At 47.6% G+C, this 25,394-nt stretch carries 25 protein-coding genes; 12 read left to right on the plus strand and 13 right to left on the minus strand.

The features are described from left to right. Positions 1–2: 2 nt before the first annotated feature. From Q0393_RS06415 to Q0393_RS06455, 9 genes are read left to right on the plus strand one after another with little or no spacing between them, the layout of a single operon-like run. A complete protein-coding gene (locus tag Q0393_RS06415) occupies positions 3–941 on the plus strand; it encodes an NADH-quinone oxidoreductase subunit H (RefSeq protein ID WP_298978820.1) in 939 nt (312 codons plus the stop codon). A gap of 1 nt (position 942) precedes the next feature. Further along, a complete protein-coding gene (gene hyfE, locus Q0393_RS06420; RefSeq protein WP_297916762.1) occupies positions 943–1,587 on the plus strand; it encodes a hydrogenase 4 membrane subunit in 645 nt (214 codons plus the stop codon). Between the two features lie 2 nt (positions 1,588–1,589). Continuing rightward, positions 1,590–3,071, plus strand: a complete 1,482-nt coding sequence (locus Q0393_RS06425; protein ID WP_177386904.1) for a hydrogenase 4 subunit F — start codon at positions 1,590–1,592, stop codon at positions 3,069–3,071. Between the two features lie 2 nt (positions 3,072–3,073). Continuing rightward, positions 3,074–4,810 carry an NADH-quinone oxidoreductase subunit C gene (locus Q0393_RS06430; protein ID WP_005871901.1) on the plus strand — a complete coding sequence of 579 codons (1,737 nt, stop codon included), beginning with the start codon at positions 3,074–3,076 and terminating at the stop codon, positions 4,808–4,810. Further along, entirely contained in the window at positions 4,807–5,346 is a 540-nt protein-coding gene (locus tag Q0393_RS06435; protein ID WP_177386902.1) for a formate hydrogenlyase complex iron-sulfur subunit, read from the plus strand. The genes Q0393_RS06430 and Q0393_RS06435 overlap by 4 nt, the downstream gene beginning before the upstream one ends. Beyond that, a complete protein-coding gene (locus tag Q0393_RS06440) occupies positions 5,343–6,167 on the plus strand; it encodes an NADH-quinone oxidoreductase subunit B family protein (RefSeq protein WP_298978822.1) in 825 nt (274 codons plus the stop codon). Before Q0393_RS06435 ends, Q0393_RS06440 begins: the two co-directional genes overlap by 4 nt. Continuing rightward, a complete protein-coding gene (locus tag Q0393_RS06445; protein ID WP_005871907.1) occupies positions 6,164–6,508 on the plus strand; it encodes a formate hydrogenlyase maturation HycH family protein in 345 nt (114 codons plus the stop codon). The genes Q0393_RS06440 and Q0393_RS06445 overlap by 4 nt, the downstream gene beginning before the upstream one ends. Further along, positions 6,508–6,960 (plus strand): hydrogenase 3 maturation endopeptidase HyCI, encoded by a 453-nt coding sequence (locus Q0393_RS06450; RefSeq protein ID WP_291936428.1) that lies wholly within the window; start codon positions 6,508–6,510, stop codon positions 6,958–6,960. The genes Q0393_RS06445 and Q0393_RS06450 overlap by 1 nt, the downstream gene beginning before the upstream one ends. Then, positions 6,961–7,824 carry a formate/nitrite transporter family protein gene (locus tag Q0393_RS06455; protein ID WP_005871911.1) on the plus strand — a complete coding sequence of 288 codons (864 nt, stop codon included), beginning with the start codon at positions 6,961–6,963 and terminating at the stop codon, positions 7,822–7,824. A 483-nt stretch (positions 7,825–8,307) separates the two neighbouring features. Here the strand turns inward: Q0393_RS06455 and Q0393_RS06460 are convergent, their stop codons facing one another. Next, positions 8,308–8,946, minus strand: coding sequence for a Crp/Fnr family transcriptional regulator (locus tag Q0393_RS06460; RefSeq protein WP_005871915.1), 639 nt, complete (start codon positions 8,944–8,946; stop codon positions 8,308–8,310). Positions 8,947–9,300: 354 nt separating this feature from the next. Between Q0393_RS06460 and Q0393_RS06465 the strand changes: the two genes are divergently transcribed. The 3 genes from Q0393_RS06465 (at position 9,301) to Q0393_RS06475 (ending at position 12,605) form a co-directional block, all read left to right on the plus strand. Next, positions 9,301–10,131, plus strand: coding sequence for a class I SAM-dependent methyltransferase (locus tag Q0393_RS06465; RefSeq protein ID WP_298978824.1), 831 nt, complete (start codon positions 9,301–9,303; stop codon positions 10,129–10,131). A gap of 228 nt (positions 10,132–10,359) precedes the next feature. Further along, positions 10,360–11,772 (plus strand): sodium:alanine symporter family protein, encoded by a 1,413-nt coding sequence (locus Q0393_RS06470; protein ID WP_298978826.1) that lies wholly within the window; start codon positions 10,360–10,362, stop codon positions 11,770–11,772. 146 nt (positions 11,773–11,918) lie between these two features. After that, the gene (locus tag Q0393_RS06475) at positions 11,919–12,605 is read left to right on the plus strand and encodes an MOSC domain-containing protein (RefSeq protein WP_298978828.1); all 687 of its coding nucleotides are present in this window, start codon (positions 11,919–11,921) and stop codon (positions 12,603–12,605) included. A gap of 756 nt (positions 12,606–13,361) precedes the next feature. Here the strand turns inward: Q0393_RS06475 and Q0393_RS06480 are convergent. The 12 genes from Q0393_RS06480 to Q0393_RS06535 form a co-directional block, all read right to left on the minus strand. Further along, a complete protein-coding gene (locus tag Q0393_RS06480) occupies positions 13,362–14,210 on the minus strand; it encodes a hypothetical protein (RefSeq protein ID WP_298978830.1) in 849 nt (282 codons plus the stop codon). Further along, positions 14,173–14,379: a hypothetical protein gene (locus Q0393_RS06485; RefSeq protein WP_298978832.1), complete on the minus strand. Its 207-nt coding sequence runs from the start codon at positions 14,377–14,379 to the stop codon at positions 14,173–14,175. Before Q0393_RS06485 ends, Q0393_RS06480 begins: the two co-directional genes overlap by 38 nt. 32 nt (positions 14,380–14,411) lie before the next feature. After that, positions 14,412–15,128 (minus strand): hypothetical protein, encoded by a 717-nt coding sequence (locus Q0393_RS06490; RefSeq protein ID WP_298978834.1) that lies wholly within the window; start codon positions 15,126–15,128, stop codon positions 14,412–14,414. 215 nt (positions 15,129–15,343) lie between these two features. Then, positions 15,344–15,721 (minus strand): RidA family protein, encoded by a 378-nt coding sequence (locus tag Q0393_RS06495; protein ID WP_298978835.1) that lies wholly within the window; start codon positions 15,719–15,721, stop codon positions 15,344–15,346. A 1,423-nt stretch (positions 15,722–17,144) separates the two neighbouring features. Further along, positions 17,145–17,906: a TSUP family transporter gene (locus tag Q0393_RS06500; protein WP_298978836.1), complete on the minus strand. Its 762-nt coding sequence runs from the start codon at positions 17,904–17,906 to the stop codon at positions 17,145–17,147. 537 nt (positions 17,907–18,443) lie between these two features. Then, a complete protein-coding gene (locus tag Q0393_RS06505) occupies positions 18,444–19,232 on the minus strand; it encodes a TIGR02757 family protein (protein WP_298978838.1) in 789 nt (262 codons plus the stop codon). Continuing rightward, positions 19,229–20,503 carry an RsmD family RNA methyltransferase gene (locus tag Q0393_RS06510; protein ID WP_298978839.1) on the minus strand — a complete coding sequence of 425 codons (1,275 nt, stop codon included), beginning with the start codon at positions 20,501–20,503 and terminating at the stop codon, positions 19,229–19,231. Before Q0393_RS06510 ends, Q0393_RS06505 begins: the two co-directional genes overlap by 4 nt. Beyond that, on the minus strand, positions 20,496–20,822 hold the full coding sequence (locus Q0393_RS06515) for a hypothetical protein (protein WP_298978841.1): 327 nt from the start codon (positions 20,820–20,822) through the stop codon (positions 20,496–20,498). Before Q0393_RS06515 ends, Q0393_RS06510 begins: the two co-directional genes overlap by 8 nt. Continuing rightward, on the minus strand, positions 20,822–21,919 hold the full coding sequence (locus Q0393_RS06520) for an SAM-dependent methyltransferase (protein ID WP_298978843.1): 1,098 nt from the start codon (positions 21,917–21,919) through the stop codon (positions 20,822–20,824). The genes Q0393_RS06515 and Q0393_RS06520 overlap by 1 nt, the downstream gene beginning before the upstream one ends. After that, the gene (locus Q0393_RS06525; RefSeq protein ID WP_298978845.1) at positions 21,916–23,085 is read right to left on the minus strand and encodes an aspartate aminotransferase family protein; all 1,170 of its coding nucleotides are present in this window, start codon (positions 23,083–23,085) and stop codon (positions 21,916–21,918) included. Before Q0393_RS06525 ends, Q0393_RS06520 begins: the two co-directional genes overlap by 4 nt. Beyond that, positions 23,082–23,699 carry a TRIC cation channel family protein gene (locus Q0393_RS06530; protein WP_297944697.1) on the minus strand — a complete coding sequence of 206 codons (618 nt, stop codon included), beginning with the start codon at positions 23,697–23,699 and terminating at the stop codon, positions 23,082–23,084. The genes Q0393_RS06525 and Q0393_RS06530 overlap by 4 nt, the downstream gene beginning before the upstream one ends. 549 nt (positions 23,700–24,248) lie before the next feature. Further along, positions 24,249–25,331: an alpha/beta fold hydrolase gene (locus Q0393_RS06535; RefSeq protein WP_298978848.1), complete on the minus strand. Its 1,083-nt coding sequence runs from the start codon at positions 25,329–25,331 to the stop codon at positions 24,249–24,251. Between the last annotated feature and the right edge of the window lie 63 nt (positions 25,332–25,394).

The raw sequence follows: 25,394 nt of genomic DNA on the forward strand, positions 1-25,394 counted from the left end.
AGATGCAGACTATACAAACTATATTTTTAATGATATTTCAAGTCGCGGTTATCGTCCTAGTCGCTCCACTCTTCGACGGTATGGCGAGAAAACTTCGAGCCAAGCTTCAGTCGAAACAAGGAAGCGATTTTTTCCAGACTTACCGCGATATTATTAAGCTTTTTAAGCGCGGCAGAACCGTTCCTGCGTGCAGCCACTGGGTATTTAGGTGGGCGCCGTTTTTCCTATTCGCTACTTCGGCAGCGATTTTGGCGGCTATTCCTATTACATACAGCGATCCAACCACCGATAAAATTTTCGGAGCATATTCGGATATTTTCGTTATCCTATATCTAGGCGCGCTTTTGCGCTTCGTATTCGGTGCGGCTTCGATAGATAGCGGTAACCCGTTTGCCGCAACTGGCGGCGGACGCGAGCAGATGCTTGCCGTTTTTGTCGAACCTGTGATGATGATGTGCCTAATCGTAGTAATGATGGCTGCGGGAACTTCAAATTTAGTTGAGATTCAGGGGATGGTACGCAGCGGTCAGATCGGCTATCAAATTCCAAGCTTTGCTGTCGCTTCGATTGCGTTTTTATGGTGCATGTATGTCGAGACCGGCAGAAAGCCTTTTGATCTTGCCGAAGCCGAGCAAGAGCTTCAAGAAGGTCTACTTGGCGAATATGCAGGCAGCGATCTCGGCTTAGTGCAAGCGGCACTTATTTTGAAGCAGTTTGCGATGATCGGATTATTCCTAACGATATTTGAGCCGTGGAATTTTAGCAATCCGTTTTTGGCGATCATAATCTTTGTGCTAAAAACCGGCGTATTTTACGTAGCAGCCGTTTTCATCGACAACTTTGGACCACGCTTCAAAATGACTTCAAGCATGCGCAAAATTTCATGCGGTGCTCTTGCCATCGCTTTTGCGGCATTAACGCTTTACGTAGTAGGATTTTAAGATGAATAGTATCGATATTTTAGCAATTTGTATGATCGTAACGTCACTCGCGGTATTCGGACTTAGAAATTTAAAACTTTCGATCGGAATTTACGCGATTCAGACGCTACTTTTGGTAAGCATATTTTTTATGCTGTATTCTAACTTCAATGCGCCGCAGCTTAGAATTTGGGCGATAGTGGCGTTTTTTACGAAGGTTATTTTCGTGCCAGGAATTTTATTTTGGCTAGTTAAAAAGCTGGATGTGATCAGCGAGGATGAGCCGGTAGGCGGCTTTTTCGTAAGCCCCGTTATTGCGATGGGATTTTCGCTAGCGATTGCGATGACAATCAATCCGATCTTGCTTAAATTCTCTCTTATTCAAGAAAGAATCGTTCTAATAGCGGCGGTAACCGTATTTATGATGGGAATTTTCGGCTTCATGCTAAGAAATTCTTTCATCAAGCAAATTCTAGCCTACTGCCTCTTTGAAAACGGCATCCACCTAAGCCTTGCACTTATGGCTTACAACTCTCACGAGCTAGTCGAGCTTGGAATTTTAACCGATGCAATCTTTGCGGTTATTATTATGAGCATTTTGGCGGTTAGATTTTACAAAGCTTATGACGGGCTTGATACGTCTAAAGCTTCGAATTTAAGGGGTTAATGATGAATAGTTTAGCTTTTATATTAATTTTTCCGTTGCTCGGAGCGCTGATATTATTCTTATGCCCTAAGAATTTCAAGCTCCTAAGCTCGCTACACGTTTTGATTTCTGCAGTTACATCCGCAGGGCTACTCTGTAACGTAGGCAAGCTTATCAGCGGCAACTTTGAGGCTTTTTACGCATACGATAAATTTCTATTCCTAGATAGCCTAGGCTGCGTATTTTTAGTGCTAATCGCCGTAACGGGCTTTTTGGTAAATTTATACTCTACCACCTATATGAAATGGGAGATACAGGGCGGTCATCTGGATCTTAGCGATCTTAGAAAATACTATGCGCTCTGCCACGTTTTCGTTTTTACGATGACGCTTAGCGTTATATGCAACAACGTCGCGTTTATGTGGGCTGCAGTAGAGGCCACTACGTTAGCATCGGTATTTTTGGTCGCTATTCATAAAGACAAAAAATCTACCGAGAGCGGTTACAAATATATCGTTATCTGCTCGATCGGCTTAGCGTTTGCGCTTTATGCGACCGTTTTACTATATGCGGCTACATTCAAAATCACGGGCGATGGCGAGGCTTCGATGCTTTGGACTAGCATTATGGATCACGCCAAAGGCTTAAACAAAGATGCCGCTAAGCTTATCTTTATATTCGCTCTAATAGGCTTTGGAACCAAAGCAGGACTTGCTCCTACTCACACTTGGCTTCCTGACGTTCACGCAGAAGGTCCGGCTCCTATTTCAGCACTACTTTCGGGTGTGCTTTTAAAATGTGCGATGCTAGCGATATTTAGATATTACGCGGTAACCGCCGAAGCGGTAGGGCCAGACTTCGTTAAGCACGTGATGCTGATCTCGGGCACGATCACGCTATTTATAGCAGGAATTTTCCTCGTTCGTCAGCACGACGTAAAAAGGATGTTTGCTTACCACTCGGTCGTTCATATGGGTGTTATTGCATTTGCGCTAGGTATCGGCGGATATTTCGGCTTGCTTGCCGCGATCTTTCACTGCTTAGCTCATAGCTTTACTAAGGCTCTTGCATTCTGCTCTACCGGTAATATCGCTAGAATTTACGGTCACAAAGATATGACTAGAATGGGCGGTATGGTAAAAATCGCTCCGCTTACTACGATAATGTTTGGTGCTGCGGTTTGCTCGCTCGTAGGCGTTCCTGCGTTTGCGATCTTTGTAAGCGAATTTAACGTTTTCAAAGGCGCGATAGCCAGCGGTCAATACATAGCCGTAGCATTATTTGCGATCGCGCTCGTAATTATTTTCATTGCGGACTTCGCGCACTTTAATCTAGCGAGCTTCGGTACGCCTAAAGGTGAAGTGGTTTATGCTAAAGAGATGAGCTTGTTTGAAAATTTACCGCTAATCTTGCTTTGCGCTTTAGTGATAATTTTCGGCGTATGGCACGTAGGTGATTTTTGGATGCTCGTCGAAAACGGCGTTAGAATAATGATGAGAGGTTAAAAATGAGAGGCGATAAATTTATAGAAATTTTAAAGACCAAAGTCAAGGTCTTAGAAGTTACCCGCCAAGCCGAGGATCAAATCACCGTTTTAGTGGATAGAAATGATCTGCCGCTTGCGGTTAAGACGCTATATTATGACATCGGCGGTTTTATCAGCACGATGATCCCTAACGATGAGCGCGAGCTAAACGGAAATTTCGCACTTTACTATGCGATATCTATGGAAGGTGGCAAAATGACCGAAGCGGAGGATTTCGCCGCAGAGGATAAATGCTTCATCACCGTTAGGACGCTAATTCCCGGATCGGATCCTACATTCCCGTCAGTTACTCCTTTAGTGCCTGCTTGCGTATGGTACGAAAGAGAAGCCTTTGATATGTTTGGTTTAATCGCCGAAGGCTTGCCTGATAAACGCCGTTTGGTGTTAAGCGACGATTGGCCAGATGGGCTTCATCCGCTTCGCAAAGACGCGATGGACTATCGCTATAGACCCGATCCTGTAGATCATAAAGACGAACCTAATGCAGAGTTTTTATTTCCTAGCGGTGATGGCGTAGTAGATGTTCCACTTGGACCTCTTCACGTAACGAGCGATGAGCCGGGACACTTTAGACTATTTTGCGACGGCGATGAGATTATCGATGCAGATTACCGCTTGTTTTATCAACACCGCGGTATGGAGAAGCTAGCTGAAAACCGAATGAATTACGATCAGATGGGCTACCTTGCAGAGCGTGTCTGCGGAATTTGCGGCTACGCTCACGCGATTGCGTGTATTGAAGCGGCAGAGAAAGCCATCAAGCTTGAAATTCCGCTTCGTGCGCAAGCCATCCGCGTCATCTGCCTTGAGATCGAGCGCCTTCACAGCCATCTTTTAAATATCGGTCTAGCCTGCGAGGTAACGGGTAACTACAACGCCTTCATGCATATCTTTAGGGTGCGCGAATACTCCATGGAGTTAGCTCAGCTCGTAACCGGCGGCCGCAAGACCTACGGCAATGTCATTATGGGCGGACTTCGCCGCGATATGACCGACAATGAAATTCGCAAGAGTATCGAGATCATCAATAAACTTGATGTTCAAATTTCTGAAATTTGGGACGCCGTTATGGAGGATAAACGCCAAATCGGTCGCTGGAAAGGCGTGGGCGTATTAGATCGCAAAGTAGCGCGTGATTTTAGTCCGGTAGGTCCAAACATGAGAGCTTCTGGCTTTAAACGCGACAACCGCTACGATCATCCTTATGATTTCTTCAACAAGATAGAATTCGAAGTAGCCGTAGAACACGGTGGCGATGTATTCAGCCGCGAAGTCGTAAGATATAAAGAGCTCAAACAATCGATCCACATAATCAGACAGTGCTTGCATCAAATGCCGCAAACTCCGATAATGATCGATCCACAGACTATGATCAGACCGGAAAACTACGCTTTAGGTCACGACGAAGCACCGCGCGGCGAAAATGTCCACTGGATCATGCAAGGAAACGCTCAGAAGGTTTACCGCTGGAGATGTCGCGCCGCTACGTATAACAACTGGCCGAGCTTGCGATTTCAATTCCGCGGAAATAACATCTCCGATGCGGCGCTAATCGTATGCTCGATGGATCCGTGCTACTCATGCACCGAGCGCGTAACTTTAGTCGATATTAATAGCGGAAAGAGTAAAATTCTAACCGAAAAAGACCTTAAGAAATTTTGCCAAGACGGCAAGGTTAGCAAAAAGGATTTAAGATGATGAAATTATTCGACATTACCGAAAAATATGGTAAGGCGACCTATGCTTATCCGTTTGAGCCATACATCGTGCCCGAGAATTTTCGCGGGCAGCCTGAATATACCTATGAGCTTTGCATAGGCTGTGCTGCGTGCGGAATCGCCTGCCCATCTAATGCGATCGAGCTTAAGATGAACGAAGCCCAAACTAAACTAATTTGGGAATTTGACTGCGGGCGCTGCATATTTTGCGGTCGCTGCGACGAAGTATGCCCTACGGGAGCAGTAAGGCTAGGCAATAGCTTTGAGCTAGCGGTAAAATTTGATAAAAGCGCGCTTATCCAACACGGCGAGCTTGAGATGGAGAAATGCAGCTGCTGCGGCAAGCCGATGACCCCAAAAAGGCTCATCAATTACACGCTAGAAAAGTTAAGTACTGCAAATTTGCTCCCAGGCAGATTAGAAGAAGCTAAAAAATATCTCTATATCTGTCCTGAATGCAAAAAAGCTCAAGCGGTCGAAAGAGTAACCAAAGGTATAGAGGAGGCAATAAAATGAGTTTGTATCAAGTCCCCGAAAATATTAAAAACGCAAACGATCTAACCGCAAAATTGGAGCTTTTGAAAAATATCAAACGAAGCTTCAGCGTTTATCGTATCGACTGCGGAAGTTGCAATGGCTGTGAAATCGAAATTTTTGCTTCTATCACGCCGATGTGGGATCCGGAGCGCTTCGGATTTAAACTTGTAGCTAACCCTCGCCACGCAGATATCTTAGTCTGCACCGGTCCGGTTACTCGACAGATGTATTATCCGCTGCTCCGCGCTTATGAGGCTGCACCTGATCCAAAGATCGTAGTAGCTCTTGGGGCCTGCGGAAGTACTGGCGGAATTTTTCATGACGCATATAGCGTATGGAGTGGTATAGATAAGATTGTACCGGTGGATGTTTATATCCCCGGCTGCCCTCCGCATCCTGCTAGCATCATCTATGGTCTTGGCATGGCGCTTGGCATCATCGATCAAAAGCTTCAAAAGAAGAGCTATGAGCAAGATAGCACTCTTCCGCCACCGGTTAAGAATTCAGTTATAGGCGATATTTTATTCGAGCGCGATCTGCAAGCTGAAGCTAAGAGGCTGATGAGCTATATTTTCGGAAGAGTTTTATTCGCAAAATATATGGATGCGATCAAAACCTCATCTGACGTTCACGATCCAAAAGCTTCTCGCGAGGCTCTACTTAACGCTATCCACACCGAAGAGGATCCTAGATACGCGGAGTGCATGGCACTATTGCACAATGACGTATATCTAAAATACGCCCGCGCTACGGAGGAATTTAAGATCGATCCGCAAAAAGAGGTCTGGAGCAAACGATGATTGAGGTTTTTAAGCTTACAAAGCGGCATATGGACGAAAACGAAAATTTACCTAAAGAGCTAAAGGATATCAAGGTTTTTTCCACCTGCGTCGGTCACGGCGTAGGTACGATAGATTTTAGCGAAAAGGTACTTGAGATAGACGATGAAGAATTTAAACGCATCATCGAGAACTCGGGCGACTACGTTAAATTTAAGATCGGTAACCTAAGCAAGTATTTCGAGATTGAAATTTTTGCCGAGCACGCAGCTAAGCTAATCCCTCAGCTTTGCGAATGTGAGCTTAAAGATCTGCTAAAAAATATGCGCGAAGGATATTTCGTGCTAAGGAAGGATTTTTGATGCGAAAGGCGTTGCTTTGTATCGGCAATCCCCTTCGCGGCGACGACGACGTGGGCAATGAAACAGGACGAATAGTCGAGGCGAACTTAAAAGACTGGCGCGTTTTTTATGGGCAGGATGTGCCCGAAAACGAATTTGCAGCACTTAGGGAATTTGCCCCTGAAATTCTAATCGTAGTAGATGCGATGAGCGGCTTTGATGAGGATAAGATAGAATTTTTCGACCTCAGCAATGATCGCGACTATATCTACTCGACGCATAACCTGCCTACGCCGGTGCTTCTAAGCTATCTGCGCAAAATTTGCCCAAAGACGCTGTTTTTGGGCATCAGCGTGCTGCTCGATAATGTCCTTGATTTTAAAGAAGGGCTAAGCGAGAGCGCAAAAAAAAGTGCGCAAAAAGCTTATGAGCGTATCTTAGAAATTGATTCAAATTTAAATGAGGAGGAGTAAATGTTAAATCCTGCAGAAACCGCGCAGGCGGTGTCTAGTTCGATGCAACACAAGGCGCATACCCCGCTAATTAGCATAATTTTTCTAGCTATAATGGCGGGCGCTGCAATCGCTATGGGCGATATTTTCTGGGCTCACTCGACCGTCGGAATGGCTGAAAAGCAATCTATTGGCTTATCGAATTTCATCGGTGGTATTACCTTTAGCTGCGGTCTGATGATGGTGGTTTTTTACGGTGGGCATCTATTTACTAGCTCGGTTTTAACGGGCGTACCTGCTGCCGATGGCAAATTACCGCTAGGTAAAACAATCGGCTATTGGGCTATCGTTTGGTGCTTTAACTTTGTAGGTGGCGCGTTAATCGCGTATATGTATTATTACTCAGGACTTCCGCTTAAATATGATGGCTACATTTTGCAGCACTTCATTCCTGCAGCAGCAGGCAAAATAAACGCACCTTTTCATGAGCTATTCATCCGCGGAATTTTTTGTAACGTGTTTGTATGTATGTCTATCTGGACTGCGACCAGCGAGAGCAATCTATCGGGTAAATTCTTTGCAATTATGTGGATGATCGGCGCATTCGTAGCTTGCTCGATGGAACACTGCGTGGCAAATATGTTTATCCTAACTGAAGGTATCATCGCTAAAGGCCACTACCTTGCGGCTGCAGGTGGCGATGTAAATGCTCTTGCAAGCTCGCTTCACGGTGTAACGGCGGCTCAAATAGATTCAATAAACTGGGGAAATTTCATCGTTAAAAATATGATCCCAGTTACGCTAGGTAACATCTGCGGCGGTCTATTTTTCGTAGGCTTGGTCGGATTTATGGTAAATAAATACGATATGAAAAAGAAAGACTAATCTATCGCGCTTCAGCACGATATAAACAAAATACGGCGCGGCACTTTGCCGCGCATTTTTAATTTCTAAAATTTTAAAAATTCCGATGCGTAAAATCTCACCCAATTTGAAATTTTAAATTCCATTACAATACATAAAATTTCGCTCGATTCAAAATTTTAAATTTTATATTGCCGCTAAATTTAAAATTCCAAAGCTTTGCGTTTTAGGATAGTGGATAAAATTCAAAAGTGAATTCTGCGTTAAAATTTTAAGTAAATTCAAAACAGAATTTTAAACGAGGTCACAAACCCAAATTTTATATAAGTTAAAATTTTAGACGAAATCCTAACGAAATTCGGGATGAAATTCTAAAACCAAGCTCTTGATAAAAATTTTACGCTATAAATTTATGCAAAATTCTACTCCACAACTTTAGACAAAATTTCGCGCTTAAGCCGTAGGCGTAAGTCGCAGAAATGCTTTAAAAACTCTAGCCCGCGCCTAAACACAGTAACTAAGCAATCTGTCGTAGTCTAGGATCAAAAACTCGTGCTGGCTGATTTTTTGAATTACGTTATCTTTTACAAGCTCGTTAAACGCAGTACTCGCGCTTTGGCGCTTGAGCCCCACAAAGGATGAAAGCACCTTTAGCGAAAAGGGCAAAAAGACGTATTTGTAGCCATTTTGATGAAAATTCTGCTCGTTTGCAAGCTCGATCAAAAAGCTCGCGATGCGCCCTTTTGCATTTTCAAAAAGTATAGAGCGTGTGATTTTGCGCTGCAGCAGAATTATCTCTGTTAAAATTTTTATATATGCCTCGCAAAAGCTGCGATTTGCCAAGATCTCCCCTAGTCCGCTCGCATCGATCGTGTAAATCTCGCTGTCCTCTAAAAACTCAAGCGCGCAAATTTCATTAAGAATGGTAATATTGTCCTTATTTAGGTAGTTGATGATGAATTCCTCGCCGTCTTCAAAAAACGAAAGCTTCGCCTGCCCGCTTTTAAAAATAAAAACTTTAGGCGCCTCGCTATAAAAAACATAGCCTTTTTTAATGACTTGGTGCTCGAACATAGCAAGCTCCTCGTCGCTAAGCGTGGCGATAGCCTCGGTTTGCAGTAGTCCCAGCCGCGATTTTTCCATATAACCTCCAAAAGCTAAGAATTATACAATGAAATATTTAGACAAAGATAAAGCTGCGCGGATTAAATTTACCATCCGAACTATGGCTGCGCATCTGGGTCGCCTAAGCTAATAAATTTTATAGCTTTTAAAATTCTAAATTTTACCCGCGCTTTGCATCGCGTAAAATTTCAAAAATTTATTGAGCCTTATGTGGCGAAATTATAGCCAAAACCCGTGGCGCGAATTTAAAATTCTGTCTCTAAATAAAAATTCATATCATTTCATTGAAATTTTATTTAGCAAAGATATAATAATGCATATTAAAAATAAGCGGTATTTTGCTCGCGGCAATACCGCAAGAAAGGAAACCTCATGCAAAAGTTAAATTTTAAAGATAACGTTTCCGAGACGCTGCTAATCAACGTCTATATGCGCCATTTGGATTTTAAAGACAAGGATCCGATCCTAAATGATCCCTTTTCAAGCGCCGTCGTAGAGCAGATCGATTATAATTTTGCGAAATTTAATGACGCGCGCCTTAGCAAGACGGGTACCGTGATCCGCGCGAAATTTTTCGACGACGAGACGCTGCGGCTCGCGGCAGAGCTTGATCGCCCTATCATCGTGCAGCTTGGCGCAGGGCTCGACACCCGCCCGCTTAGACTACAGCGCGCCCTGCCGAGCGCCCTATTTTACGACCTCGATCTGCCAGACGTCATCTCCGTGCGCGACGCGCTGCTGCCCAAAGCGCAGAACAATTTCAGCCTGTCCCGCTCGATGCTGGATCCCTCGTGGATGGACGAGCTAGCCGCAAAGCACGGCAGCGCGGGCTACATATTCATTTTAGAGGGGGTGAGTATGTATTTTGAAAAGGAGGAATTTAAAGAATTTTTTATCGCGCTTGCGCAAAAATTCCGCGGCTACGTGCTGAGCGACTTTATGAGCGAGTTTTCGGTTAGGAAATTCGACTCCAGGCGCCATGACGCTATGAAACACATGCAAAACGCACCCTTTAAAATGGGTATCGGCGGCGGCGCAGAGGTGCAGGACTGGGATAGCGCGCATATCAGATTCGTCAGGGAGGCCGCAATGCTAAAAATGTATAAAAGCCACTGGAGCCTCAAAGGGCGCCTATTTAGCCTGATTCCCGTCTTTTGTAACGCTTGCAAGATGTTCGTTTTCAAAATCGGCGGTGATGAATAGGCTTAAAAATTTCAGTTGATTGCTTTTCAAATTTCGACAGCTAAGGCGCGAATTCTAAGCTGCTTATCTGGCAAGCTGGCATGCAGAGCAAACAGCACATACCGCTTTGCTTAATGCTTGAGTAAAATTATAAAAACGCTTTAAAATTTTGCTTAAATTTACCTCGATTTATAGGAATTTAAGAGTTTTTAAAATATATTTTCGCATCTTAAATTCACGGAAAAGATCATGCAAAATTTTCTCGACAAACTCACTGCCACAATTGACGCGATCAACTCCTTTTTGTGGGGTCCGTACTTTCTAATCGCCCTACTTTGCGGCACCGGCGCGTATTTTACGGCGCGCTTGCATTTAGTGCAAATTTTTAAATTTAAAATGGGTGCGCGCAAGCTTTTCGGCAACTTCTCCCTGCACGGCGAGGCTGCGGGCAAAAGCGGCATGAGCTCGTTCCAAGCCGTCGCCACGGCGATCGCCGCACAGGTCGGCACGGGCAACCTGGTAGGCGCCAGCACCGCGTTAGTAATGGGCGGACCGGGCGCGATATTTTGGATGTGGTGCGCGGCGTTTTTGGGCATGGCGACGAATTTCGCAGAGATCTGCCTGGCTCAAATTTACCGCACCAAGGACGACAGTGGACATATGATCGGAGGGCCCGCGTTTTACATCAGTCGCGGACTCAAAAGCCCCCTTGCCAAGCCTTTAGCGGCGTTTTTTGCGCTAGCCATCATCTTTGCTTTGGGCTTCATGGGCAATATGGTGCAGGCAAACTCCATCTCAGACGGCTTTAGCGGCGCATTCGGGATTCCGAAGTGGGTGAGCGGCGCAGCCTTAGCACTCATCTGCTGCGTCATCTTTTTCGGCGGCGTCAAAGCGATCGCGCGCGTGGCCGAAAAGGTCGTGCCACTAATGGCGATCTGCTACGTGCTTGTGGGTCTCGTCATCATCGGCTCAAATTTCGATAAAATTCCATCCGTCATCGCGCTGATATTCAAAGCCGCATTTGATCCATCCGCTGCCTGGGGCGGTGCTACGGGCGCTACGATCGCTACTGCGATGAGATACGGTATCGCGCGCGGGCTCTTTTCAAACGAAGCGGGCATGGGCTCGACGCCGCACGCACACGCCGCGGCGAATGTCAAACACCCCGTAGATCAAGCCGTGCTCGGCATAATGGGCGTTTTCGTCGATACATTCATCGTGCTTAACATCACCGTTTTTGTGGTGCTCAGCACCGACGTAGTCGCCTTTGAAAACGGAAAGGCGGTATTTTCGGGTATCTCGCTGGTGCAGGAAGCCTTTGGATCGCAAATTTTGGGTCGCAGCGGCGGCTACGGTTTCGTGGCGATCTGCCTGTTTTTCTTCGCATTTACCACGATTTTGGGCTGGTATTACTTCGCCGAGATCAACGTGCGATACCTCCTGGGCGCAAAATTCGTCAAGCTCTTGCAAATTTTAGTCGTAGCATTCGTATTCATAGGAAGCGTGCAAAAGATCGACCTCGTCTGGGAGCTAGCCGATATGTTTAACGGACTGATGGTGATCCCCAACTTAATCGCGATCATCCTACTTAGCCCCGTCGTCGTGCGGCTTTTGAGCGATTTTAACGACGGCAAAAGCTACGACGCGAACGACTATAAATAACGCTACGCGCTAAATTTCAAGCCTGCACTTGGAATTTAGCGCAAAATCATCTTAAAATTTAGAATTTTAAAATTCTTTTCGAGCTAAAATCCTTGCCTAAATTTTATGATCTAAGGAGAACGGATGCAAATTTTAAGGAGCGAAAAATGCCCGTTTTAAAAGCATTACTGACCGGGCAACCGCGCGCTTACGGCGACGAGCGCGCTACGCAGCCTCTAAAAAAGCGCTGGGAGACGGCGATATTCAAGCAAGCCAGAGTGGGCGAAGTGCGCGCGAATGAGCTTGGATTCGAGGGCGACGCGGTAGCCGATACGCTGCATCACGGCGGCACGGAAAAGGCGATTTTTGCCAACTCGTTGCAAAATTACGCTGCGTGGGAGAGATTTTTGGGGCTTAAAAATCTAGCCTACGGTGCAATGGGCGAAAACCTCACGATCAGCGGACTACACGAACAAAACGTCTGCATCGGCGATGTGCACCGCATAGGCTCGCTGGTGCTACAAGTAAGCCAGCCGCGCAAGCCCTGCTACAAGCTCTCGATGCGCTGGGGTAACGCGGAGATGACGGCGGAGATCGCGCGCAGCGGACTTACCGGCTGGTACTACCGCGTGCTGGAGGCTGGCTCGTGCCGCGCGGGAGACGAGATCTACGTCGTAGAGCGCGACCCCGCTATAATGAGCTTGATGGAGCTTAATCGTCTATTTTACGGCGATCGCCTCGATGAAGGGCTGTTAGCAAAATTTAACCTACTTACGACGCTTACGCCAAAATGGCGCGAGGATATGCGCCGCAAGCTAGAAGGCAGCTACGACGACGGCTTTATGCGGCTATGAAATTTAGCCTCGAAGCGGCGTGATAAAACCAGCAAAGCAACGCCGTGCTTTGTTATTTCACACTCTTGGCGCGGATTCCAAAATACTTTCCAAGCCGCCGATGCTAAGTTTCAAGACACTTCTTGGCTACTCAATATCGGCTTACAAAAAATACTTTCTTGATGCAAGCCGTAAATTCAGGCTAAATTTTAAAACTGAAATTTTAATCTAATCCGCGCCGCACGCACGCAAATGCGATCTGTTCTCGCACCATGTTTTGCGGCATGATACAAGGCTGCAAGAAGAATTAAAGACGCAATTTAACCGCACTTAGAATTTAATCTTTTATGAAATCTAAATTTAGACGCACATTCAAAGCCGCAAGTGCCGTTCTTTGTAAATTTTAAAATTTAAAAGCTGTAAATTTAACTCTCTTGCTGCGCAGTGAATTTTTTTCCAAAAATCAAAAATCAAAAATCAAAAAGCGAACTATTTTTACTCGCGCGACACTCTTATCTTGCGCATTTAGCGACGCAGATCTTATGCTGTAAATGAGCTTCCTCTAAGCTTTTAACGCGCGCCAAATTAGACATGTCAGATGCTTTGCCAAGCGCCTTTCAAAGAGCTCATTTATAGCGCTCGTTATAAGTAGAATTTTACGCGGATTTTGCGCGACGCGGTAACAATTACAACCTTTTAAAGAGCGCACCGCAGCTCAAAAGCCTATTTCGGCTTTTAAAAACTGCGCACTGTATGGCTCAAAGTCCACTTCCGCGCTCAATCAACTATCGCAATCCCCGCATCTGCGCAGGCTTTTCGCGCCTTTTTAGATATGCCGATGCCGGTCGTTTCGATTCTCTTAAGATTAACGAAGGGCGCAAGCTCGGCGGCGTCAATGTTTTTAACGTCGAAAAGCTCATCCTCGCCGTCCCAATCAGGCGCGATTTGCAGATAAATTTCGTTTCCGCCGTCAAGATATAGCTCGCTCACCTGCTCCGCCAGATTTGCGGGGATCGGGTAGTTCTTAAACCACTTTTTGGCTTGTGGCAGGGCGCCAAAATCCGCATACGGATCGATGCCGCGCTCCTCGCAGTACTCAAACACGTCAAATTTAGGCTGTAGCAGGGCTTTTTCGTACATCAGCTCGTTCATCACGGCGATTTTGAAATTAAAATTTTTAAACGTTAGCGTCTCACCGGCCGCGCGCGGAAGCTTAAATTTATCGCTCGGCCTGCGCTTTACCTTTTTCTCTTTTTGATTGATGCAGACGCGCCCTATCGGCATTTTCGTAGCTCGCACGATGTTTGCAATCTCGTCGGTGTCGCGCTTAGCGAAGCGCTCGGCAAAGTCCATCGCGCCTATGCGCTCCTGCACGGCCTCGGCTAGAGCTAGCGAGACTTCAAACTTGCTCAGGCTAAGCTCCAAAAATATATATGCGCCGCGCAGCTCCTGCTCGGGCACGGCTTCAAGCGGCGGTCTGCCATCTATCGTGAACGCGCCGGCGTATAGCTTGCGCGGAACCTCGTGCTGCACGCCCTTTGCGACCTCAAGCATCAAAATTATCTCGGTAAGCTTCGGTTCTGCGAGCTCACCTGCGCGCACGAAGGCGAAAATCCCCCGCTTCATCCCAAAAATAGCGGCTTTTGCCCTTCCCGTCATCGATCACGCGCGGCTGCCCCAAGGCTTCGTTAAACTTAGCTAGATCAAACTCGCAGTTTACGCCGCCGATGAAAATGCCGTCCGGACGCACGTCGACGTCAAAATTTTGCTTTTTAAAAATATCAAACAGTCCCATTTATCGCTCCTGATTTTGCCTTAAATTTCGTTTTAAAATTTTTCCAAAAACCCGTAAAAATCACCCGCGAAAAGCCTATCCTCGCCCTCCGCGTAGTCGCGCACATAGACCTTGTATTCACACGGCGCGTCGTCTGCCAGCTCGCTTGCCATCTCTTTCATCGCTCCGCTTGCCGCCTCGTCTGCCGCCTCGCTCGTTGTCATGCCCGCAGCTTTGCACGTCGTTGCGGCATTTATATCGCGCGCCGCATCCGCCGATCTCTCTCCGCGCGCTTCGTCGTCCGATGCCATATTTTCCGCACCGTCGGCTACCGTCGCGACGACCGTATCACGCACCGCCGCGCCCATGGCTTCGTCGCTCGTGCTCTCCGCCGTCTTGCTGCGCGCCGTATTCGACGAGCCGTCCGCTATACCGCCGCCGTCGCCTGCGGGCAAAATTTTAAAATAATACTCCTCGTCCTCGAGCTGCAAGAATACGAGCTCGTCCGCGGCGAATAGCCTGTTTTTGAGATTTACCTCATACGTGTGGCAGATGTCGGCGTCGGCACTATCCGCAAACTCGGGCGGCGCGATCGTTTTTAGCTCCGTCCCCGCCGCGCTGACGCTAGCGTATCTTAGCAGCATCTGCTTGTAGCTCGCAGGCAGCGCGAAACCAAGCCGCCGCTGCGCCTGCGCGATCCATGCGGGCTCTATGTCGCTGCGCCCCGCGGCTGCGATATTTTTAGATTTTTGAATAAGTTTTTCTATCATTTTGATCCCGTTTCGAGCGAGAAATTTTAACGCCTTAGCGCACCGGACACGCTGTTTACATAAAACACGGGTGTTTGGCGCGGCTTTGAAAATCTAAATTTAAAAGCACGCGCAGCTTCAAAATCAAAGCGAGCCGTTTAAAATTTCAAGCAGCCCGCGTCTAAATTTTAACCGCAAACACGAACTGGCAGAATTCTAGCGATCTAAATTTAGCGCTAGCCCCTAGCCAGCGCTATTACTTCGATCTCCACAAGCGCGCCCTTGGGGAGTTTGGCGACCTGCACCGTGCTACGAGCCGGCTTGTGCTCGCCGAACGCTGCCGCGTATATCTCGTTCACCGCGGCAAAATCGCCCATATCGGCTAGGAAAATCGTCGTTTTGACGGCATCTTGCAGCGTCGCGCCCGCTTCTTTCAGGATCGCGGCGAGGTTTTTCAAAACCTGCCTGCTTTGCGCCTCCACGCCGCCCGCGACAAACTCGCCGTCCGGCTTAAGCGCGATCTGCCCCGAGGTAAAGATGAGTCCGCCCGCCTTGATCGCCTGGGAGTACGGTCCGATGGCCTGCGCCGCATCGGGAGTCGAGATGATCTGCATAGTAAATCCTTTGTGAAAAATTTCGACCATTTTATCGCAAAATATTTTAACTTTGTTTTAGGCGGCGGAATTTCGCGAACGAGGTTGCGGGTGTAGAGGGCGCGACGGTGCAGCTAAAATTAATGGGCGAAAAAGCGGTGGCACGGTAAAATTAATAAGCGCGGGGCGGCTAAATTTCGTTTATGCAAACACTGCAATGCGGTGAAATTTAAATGGCATGGATGGGCAAAATTTCGCCTACGATAGCAGAATGAAATGGCAAACGCAGCGGTGCGGTTAAATTTATCGCACAAAATACAGCGGACAATATGCGAGAAGCTAGCGCGGAATAGCGAGCTGTGGCGGCGAAACGGCAAATTTAAAAGAGCTGACGGGCACAGAAAACAGAGCGTGAAAGTGCGGCTAAATTTAATCGATACGGGCACGGCGGCGAATCTGCACAGCAAATGGTTGAACTGTGGGCACGAGCACAGGGCGAGTAAAACGACTCGCTAACGGTGGCGTGTATTTTAAAAAGCAAGTAAGCGGGAAAGAGGCGTACGTGACGGTGCCCGATTAAATTTCATCAATGCGAGCATGATAACGCCACGCGCTCGGCAATACGACAACTCTATCAGCGGCACTGAATGAATGCATGGCGATACGACAAAATAGATACGGACAGTACGGCTAAATTTAGCCGATGCGAATGGACGAAACTTCATCGGCATCGTTACGGTAATAAATTAAATTCCTTGCGGTAGTAAGATCATCAATGTCTCGACCAGTAAAATCAAGCCGCCTATGGTAGTGATACGGGCGAAGGGGCGGTAAAAGCAGCGCCAAAATCGCTACCATCGCAGCAGAAAGAACAGCGCCGTCATAAAAAAATCAATGCGACACCGCGCAACGCAATTAAAATCCTCTCAGTAGCAAGCGCGACAACGAAGTTGTCGATGTAGCGGAGCAAAATCAGCGCCACCAAAATAATAAAATCAAAGACCTCATGACAAGCAAGGCATCCGACGTAACGCCAATAAAATCAACATCGCAGCAGCGGGAAATTAGTGCCATCAAAGCGAGACTGGCGCGACCCTACAGCAAGATCTGCGCTACTGCGGCAAGTTCGGTGCGACGTTACGACAATATTCGCGCGTTATTCCAGCAACAAGCTAGGCTCCGTCGCAGCACAATAGATACGGAAGCTACGATAAAATCGACACTACAATTAAATTTGCAGTGTAGCAGTAAATTTGGTGCGACACTGCGGCAAGATGGCGCCGCAGCAGCAAACTAAGCACCATCGAGGCGGCAAGATCGGCGCTGCCGTAGCATATCGGCGAGGGTTCATAAAATTTTACGCGAAATTTTATACGAAATCCTGTATAAAATTCTATGATTTTGGCTTGAGATTGGTCTGCGATCGGCCTTCAATCGGTCTGTATCAATTTGCAATCAGTCCGTAAAGTAGCTTTAAAATCGTCGCGGCAACGACGAACAGAAGCATCTTGCGCACGAATTTCACGTCGCATCGCATCACTAGACTTGAGCCTGCGAAGCTGCCTGCGATCTGTCCGACCGCCATCACCGCTCCGACGAGCCATAAAATTTGCCCGCCGATGATAAAAACGCCCAAAGAGACGATATTTGAGGTGAAATTTAAAACCTTCGTGTGCGCGACCGCCTTTTTCATATAAAGCCCTAAAATTCCAACCATCGCAAACGTCCAAAAAGAGCCTGTGCCCGGACCGAAAAATCCGTCGTAAAAGCCCAAAACAAGCCCAAAAATCGCGTAAAAGCTATTTTTTGACATCTTGGGTTTTGCGGGCACTTCGCCTAGGTTTGGCGAAAAAATCATATAAAAGAAAAGTGCCAGTAGCAGGATCGGAATGAGGTAATTTAGGAATTTCGCATCAATTAGAAGCAGGACATAAGCGCCTACGAGTCCGCCGATAAACGTAAAAACTACGCCGCGCAAGATCTCCGCCGCATCGACGTAACCCTTGCGGATGAAATTTAAAGCGGCGGTGAAGCTTCCGAAACTGCCTTGAAATCTATTTGTAGCGATCGCTACATGCGGCGGAACGCCCACGGCAAGCAGCGCAGGCAGCGAAATCAACCCGCCTCCGCCCGCGATCGAGTCGATAAATCCGCCGAAAAACGCCGCTGCAAAAAGCACCGCAAACTGCCAAAGCTCAAGCTCCATTTTTGTCCTTTTTTTTCAAATCACGCAGGCACGTGCTATGAACGCCTGTCAGAATTCTCGCAATTACGATCGCAAACCGCTCATGCACCGCAAAGTGCATACGAGCGCCTGCTAGAATTCCATGCAATTTTATAAAATTCCACGGAATTATATCGGATTTTGCCGCACGGCTCCTGCTTAAATTTTATGAAATTTACCGCGCGATTGCCGTTTTAGCTCCATGCATTTTATCGCGTCACGCACAAGCTGCAAAATTCTATAAAATTTTAGCAATGCAAAGCGGCGAAATTTTACTTGAATTTCATAAAATAGCCCTATAAATTTCGCGCAGCTATCCGTGAAATTTGCAGAATTTTATAAAGCGATCTTTTGCTAAAATTTTATGAAATTTCGACGCGCTATACTTAAGGCGCGCGGCAAAATCCATAAAGCCAGCCCTACTTATGCGGCAAAACAGCGCAAAATTCCGCCGCACAGCCGCACTAAAACTTCATAAAATTTCATCGCCCCGCTCGTACCAGATAAAATTTCGCCGACTTACTTCGCAGTTTTACCTAAACTCGCGCTTAGTTCGGGTAAAATTTTATCTATCTCGCCGCTCTGCCCGAGGCGATACAGCGCGAAGTCGTATTTGATGGGATCGCTCGGATCGAAGCGTCTTAAGCTTTGCGTAAGCTGCAAAACCGCCTCAAAATCGTAACTCTTGCGATCGATCAGCCCAAGCTTAAGCGAAACTTTATGCGTATGGGTATCGAGCGGGATGAGGAGGCGCGATTTTTCGATCTTTCTGTACAGCCCCAGATCGATGTCGCTGTCGCGCACCGCCCAGCGCAGGAAGAGATTGTAGCGCTTGTACGGCGACGTGGGCTTTTGCGCGAAACCGCGCCCGAAAAAAAACTCATACCCAGGGCTACGGTAGGGATTTAATCTGTAAATCTCGCCGATTAAAAAATTTATCCCATCCTCGATCCGTCCGCTTTTTTGCATGCCGCGAAGCACGCTCTCCTCGATGCTAAGACTATTTTTAAGCCGCTTTAAAGTTATAAAAATTTCAGCGACGTCGCGCGAGCTTTGAAATCTATATTTTTTGCCCGCAAGCTCCGCTCTCATGCGCTCATCGCTCCCATCTAAAAGCGAAAAATCAAGCGAGTGGAGAAATTTTAAAATTTGAGCCGCGTTACCGTAAGCAAACAGCGCGCAAATAAGCGCTACGACGTCGTTTCGATGTTGCTTTGCGACCTGCAGCGGATCGGGCGCGCCGAAAAGATCCGCGTCGCAATTTTTCAAATCGGCGTAATAATCTAAAATTTGCTTTAAATTTTTCATTTTGCGTAGTAGCTCATCGTCGTAGCGCCGAATTTACGCGATTTAAGCAGCACGAAATCGCCGATTTTAAGCGGCAACCCAAGCTCGCTCATATGCTCGATCGCGATTAGCAGCTCGAACTGCGCGGAGCCTAGGCGCGCTATCAGCGCCAGCATCCGCTCATAAATCCCGCCAAAGCCCTGTCTGATCGCAAACGGCGGGTCCAGATAGACAAACACTCTGCGCGCAGGATCGAAGACGGAATTTTCTATGGAATTCGCAGTAGAATTTTTTCTTGAATCATAGATGAAATTTGCGTTTGAATGTAAATTTTCTCCGTAGCTAGCGTTAAAATTCTCGCCTAAATTTAAGATTTCTTTCTCTTCGCAGCTCACGTCTAAGCCCACACCGCGATTTGTGTCAAAATTAGAGCTCTCGCTGCATTTTGAGCTTAAATTTACGCTACGATTAGCGGTTTCGGCGTCGCTAGCGTCGTATTTTGAAGCGGAGCTAGCGTCAAACTTTTTGCTAAAGCTCGCAGCGTCCGTGGCTAGCGAATTCACACAGTATTTTATACTAGAAGCGCTCGCATAATCGCCAATCTGGGCACAATCGTCAAAGCTCTCCGCGCCTGCGCAATCACCATTTGCGCCGCTCTGCGCGCCATTTTGCGCTCTGTCAGACATACTGCTTCGCGTGCCGCATTTAGCCAAATTTTTTACGCCGCTTTGCGTGTCGCTTTCCGCTCCGATGCCTTGCGCGGCGCGGTATCCGTTCTCGCCCTGCTCTACGCTACTAAAGCTTTTGCGGCAGCTCTCTTTTTCGCTGCCTAAATTTTCATAGCAGGCGACGTCGTTGGCATGGTTTTTGAAATTTTTGCCGCTTAAATTTGGCGAATTCGCGTCCGAGCGTCCGTTTATATCCGCTTGCAGCTCATGCAAAATTTCGGGCAGTCGCTCGAAACAATCACCCAAAATCGCGTTTGCGCCGAGCCCGAAAAGCTTAAAATTTTTCCGCATTATTTTATGCGCGGCGACGTTCTTTTCGATCGCATAAACGTTTTTTGCGCCGTTGCTTAGCGCTTCAAGCGCCATCGCGCCGCTGCCGCCGAAGCACTCGATAAACACCGCGTCGCGCAACTCCGCCCGCCACGTATCAAAAAATGAGCCCTTTACGATGCTTTTTGTGCTGCGCGTACTCGAAAGCGCGGGCAGAGCGAGCTTTTTGCCCCTATAAATGCCGCTTGAAATTTGCGTAAAGAGCGTGCCGTCAGGTTTGGAAAATTTAGCCATTTTGCCTTCTTAAAATTTCGATGATTTTTACCTTAAACTCATCAAATAGTGCGCAAATTTCCTCTTCCGCCGCATCGTATCCGCTAAAATCCCGCTTTAGCGAGCCTTGGAAATCCTCCAGCTTCGATAGCAAAGTATTCTTTGAAAACGGTAGCGTCAAATCACCGCCCTCGCCGATCAAAAATAGCGGTTTTACCGAGCTTTGTGGCTCATCGCTTATCACAAAGTCGCAATCCTGCGCACTTGTAGCGCGATCCTTCAAAAACAGCTCCAGCGTCTTTTGCAAAATTTCGCAGTCGCAATCGATAAAAGCTTTCATCAAAGCTCCTTTTTAAATTTTATCATCTTAAACTTTTCGCCAAACTCAGCGCGCAAGTGATTAAACTGCAAAAGCGCGTTGCGATAGCCCTTCTCGCCGCTTTTTTGCATAAAAAGCTCTAAAAGCTGGACCGCGCCGAAGTCTATCAGAGCCGCGATCTGTCTTTTAAAATCCGCCGTCACGGCACCCGCGTCCTCAAACGCAGCACGCAAAATTTCAAAATTTACGTCGTAAGTAAGATCGCTCTTGCCGTAAAAATCGCTCAAGTTTTGCACCTCAAAGAAGCTGAAAACCTCGTGGTTTCGGTAAATCCGCAGGCTAAAATCGCCGCTAGCGCCCATCTGTCCGTAATCAAAGGCTATGAAATAAAACCGCTGCGCGCTAGCGCAAATTTCGCGCGCGAAGCGAAAATATCCGACCGGGATTTCGCCGCGCGAGATACCAAATCTGCGCTCGAGGGTCAAAATTTCACATTCTTTTATGGGGGCAAATTTTGCCGCGCCGCTTTCGATAAAAAGCATATTTTCGCCGTCCACCGCCTCGCATTTAAAGGCGTCGAAAAGCTCGTTTGCCACAAAGATCGCATCTTTAAATTTCGCCTCGTGTACGCTTGCAAAGTGCTTTAGCGCGATATCGTCGCCGAAGCTCTGCGCAAAGCTCGCCCGCTGTAGCTCGCGCAGGCGCTCGTGCGGCTCGATAATCGCAAAGCTAAATTTATCAAGCGCCGCCGCGCCGCCCAGCGTAAAGATAGCTTGCGCTATGTCGCAAAGCAGCCGTCCGTCGTGCGAGCCGATCTCTACGATAGCTATTTTAACGCTATTTTGCGATTTTTCTGCAAGCGCGACATCTAAATTTAATTTGCCAGGATTAGCCACAAGGTTTTGCCGCGATACGCCCGAGCTTGCCACCGCATCTAAGCTTAACGCTTGCGTCGCACCAAAATCCGCGCTTAGGCGCAAAATTTCGCGCGCGATGCAGATACCGAAGAAGCTCCCTACGCTTACGGCAGTGTAAAAATCACCGCTCTTGCCGATTTTGGCGGCATTTGCGTAGTAGCTCTCGTTTAGCCAGCCCTCAAAAAAATCGCTAAATTTCACGCCCGCACTATCTCGTCCAGGCTCTTGCGTAGGCGCGCAAAGCCCTCTTTGATCTCCGGTTTTTTGATATTTAGCGCAGGCAAAAATCTAAGGGTGCGCTTGCCGGATTTTAGGATCAAAAGTCCGTTTTGCAGGGCTTTGTTAAAGATTTCGCCCAGATTTTTTTCATCGCGCAGCACGAGGCCTTGCATCAGACCGAGCCCCACGCGCTTTTCGATCAGGCTAGGATAGTCTGCGGCGAGCTGGTCTAGTTTTTTGATAAATCTTTTTATAGTCTTATCAAGCTTGCCGCTCGCTTTTAAAAACTCTAGCTGCGAAAGCACCGCAAGCGCCGTAGAGGTCGCCAAAAAGTTACCGCCGAAGGTGCTGCCGTGCTCGCCCGGAGCGAAAATGTTTTGCTGCGCCACGCACGCGCCGATCGGCACGCCGCCCGCAAGACCTTTGGCAAAGGTGATGATGTCGGGGCGGATGCCGTAAATTTGCGACGTTGCAAACTCGCCCGTGCGATATACGCCGCACTGCACCTCGTCGGTGATCAAAAGCAGCTTTTTCTCTTTCAAAACAGCCGCCAGCCTTTGCACGCTAGCCTTATCCAGAGGTTTAATGCCGCCCTCGCCCTGAACGAGCTCGATCATCACGGCGACGCTATTTTCATCGATATGCGCGATGATCTCTTCGATATCGTCGAAAAATTTAAACCCGGGCATATAGGGCGCAAAAATTTCCGGATGAAATTTCTCCTGCCCCGTAGCTTGCAATGTCGCTAGCGTGCGGCCATGGAAAGAATTTCGCAGAGTTAGAATTTCAAATTTTTTATTAGGGAAGTTTACGGTGCCGTATTTGCGCGCCATTTTGATCGCAGCTTCGTTAGCCTCCGCGCCCGAGTTACAAAACACCGCGTATGTGCGATATCCCAAAAGCTCGCTAATCTTTTGAGCCAGGGCTTCTTGAGGCAGAATTCTATAGATATTCGAGCCGTGGATGATCTGCGCGGCTTGCGTGCCGATCGCTTCCAGCACGATCTCGTTTGCGTGCCCCAGGCAGTTTACGCCGATGCCTGCGCCGAAATCCACGTAGTCCTTGCCCGCTTCATCATAGACTATCGAGCCCTCGCCTCTTACTAGCGCTACGTTTACGCGCGCGAAATTATCCATCAAATAGTTCATTTTTTATACTCCACTTTAGGCAGATGCCAAGATTTGTAATAAGCCACCATGCGAAACGCAACCCCTAAAACCAGCAAAATAAGCACCGAAACTACACCGCTAAGCCCCAATCCATCAAGCACGAAATATATCAAGCCCACGCCCATACTTATCGTACCGTAAAGCCCCGTATGCAAAAACCACGGCACTTCATTCAGCAGCACGTCGCGCAAGATGCCGCCGCCCACGCCGTTGCAAAATGCGATTAGCACCACGCCAAAAACGTTGTGATTGTAGCTTAGCGCGACCATCGCTCCCACGATCGAAAAGCTTACGACGTCGATCGCATCGGTTAGAATAAATAAAAATTTACCCTCTAAATCGCGGTTTTCGTAAAGTTTGGCAAAAATGGCTACGGCGCTTACCGCAAGCACTATGGTTACGGGCGCATAGTGCGTAAACGAGTAGATTTCGCGGCTTACTAAGGTATCGCGCATGATCCCGCCGCCAAGCGCTGTCAAAAACGCCGCGATAAAGATCCCAAGCCAATCGCAACCCTTCTTTACGCCGAATAAAAACCCGCTAAGCGCCGCCGAAGCGATGCCTACGCACTCTGTAAGCTCTAAAATACTCATATCACAACCCGCTAAAATCCTTTTAAAAACGCATTTTACAACAACTAAATATAAATTTCGGTAAAGCGCGACGGGCTGGATAAATTTAGGCGCGGCGGATAAAATTTGAGCGCGGTGAATTGAAATCTACGCAGCAGAATTTTGTTAGGCAGGATTTTATGCGGCAGAATTTTGCGCGGCTAAAATACGGCGTCGTCAGGGCGTAAATATAAAATTTAGACTTGAAATTTATAAACGGCTGCGGAGATAAAATTTCACAGAATTTTATCGCGACTAAAACATACGGCGTTGCGGCCTAGCGCAAATTTTAGTTTAAAATTTTCAGCACCTTCGCGCTAGAAAGAATTTAACGCTACAAAATTGGCTCTATATTTACACTAACGGTGCGCAAATTTTAATTTGAAATTGCGCCCTATTTTTGGCGCCGTGTTTTGCCGCTATAAAATTTCATACGATTTTACGGAGACCGAGCCCGCGCGGAATTCTACGTAAAATTTTAAAATTCAGCGGTCGAATTTTGCGTGAAATTTTACGCCGAGCTCCGCTATATTAGCGCAGCCTCTCTTTTAAAATCTTCCAAGTCCCGGGCATTGCCAGCAGTCCATTATGCCGCGCGTCTGGTATTTCATAAAATAGATCGCCCGCCTTAAGAGATCCAGCAAGATCGTTTGAGTGCTGCACGGGTATCAGCTCGTCGGCGGCTCCGTGGATGAGCGTGATCTGAGTGCCGCGTGCCGCTCGCAAAAATTCCGCAGTCGGAATCTTATAGCGGATCAAAAATTTCGGCACAAAGGGAATTTTTTCGTGCGCAAGCCGTTCGAAGCTAAAATATGGCGCGAGCAAAATCAACCGCGCAGCATCCCACTTCGCAGCCTGCTGTGCCGCGATGCCGCTTCCGATCGAGTAGCCGATCATCGCGAGCTTTCTTGGCGGATGCTGCGCTAAAACGTAGCGGCTCATCGCATCGGCGCTCGCAAAAAGCTGCTGCTGCGATGAAATTTTGCCGTCCGATTTGCCGTAGCCCGGGTAATCGAAAATATAAAAATCGTATCCCAAAGCCGCAAAATCCGCGCCGTATGCACCCCAGCCGCTCACGTCGCCGAAGTTGCCGTGAAAGAATAAAATCGCGCCTTTAGGCTCTGCCGCACTAAATTTCAGCCCGTTTATAAACCCGCCCCCAAACGGGATATTGATCTCTTGAAATTTTATCGCAGCGGCATTTGCGTTATTGCCCGCAGTGACGTCCTGAGCGGTATTTTCGCCGACGCGCTCGAAGCTAGTTTGAGTATTTTCATTTTCAAAACCGCTCGTTTCGGCGCCGGCTTTAATCTCGCCCGCCGAGTTACCCGCTACGGCGCCGCTTTCTTTTGTGCCGCTCGCTGCGGAAGCGCCTTCGTCTGCAGCGCCGTTTGTCGCCGCGCCTTGCGTAGCGGACGCCTGCATATCTAAACGCGCGCCGCTCTCGGGCGCGTTCACAAGTCCAGTAAATTCGGAATTTTCAAAGCTAAATTTGAAGTTTTTATCTAGCGGCTCGCCCAAAAATATCAGCCGTTCTTGAAAGATATAAAGTCCCGCTAGCACGCAGACATAAACACACGCCGCGATGACGCACAGCCTAAGTAAAACCCTCATCGCCGTCCTTTAAATTTAAAGCCGAGACGCAAAAATGCGCAACGGCACGCGAAATTCCGTCTC

Origin of the sequence: uncultured Campylobacter sp. (genome assembly GCF_938015785.1) — a bacterium.
Classification (GTDB): Bacteria; Campylobacterota; Campylobacteria; order Campylobacterales; family Campylobacteraceae; genus Campylobacter_B.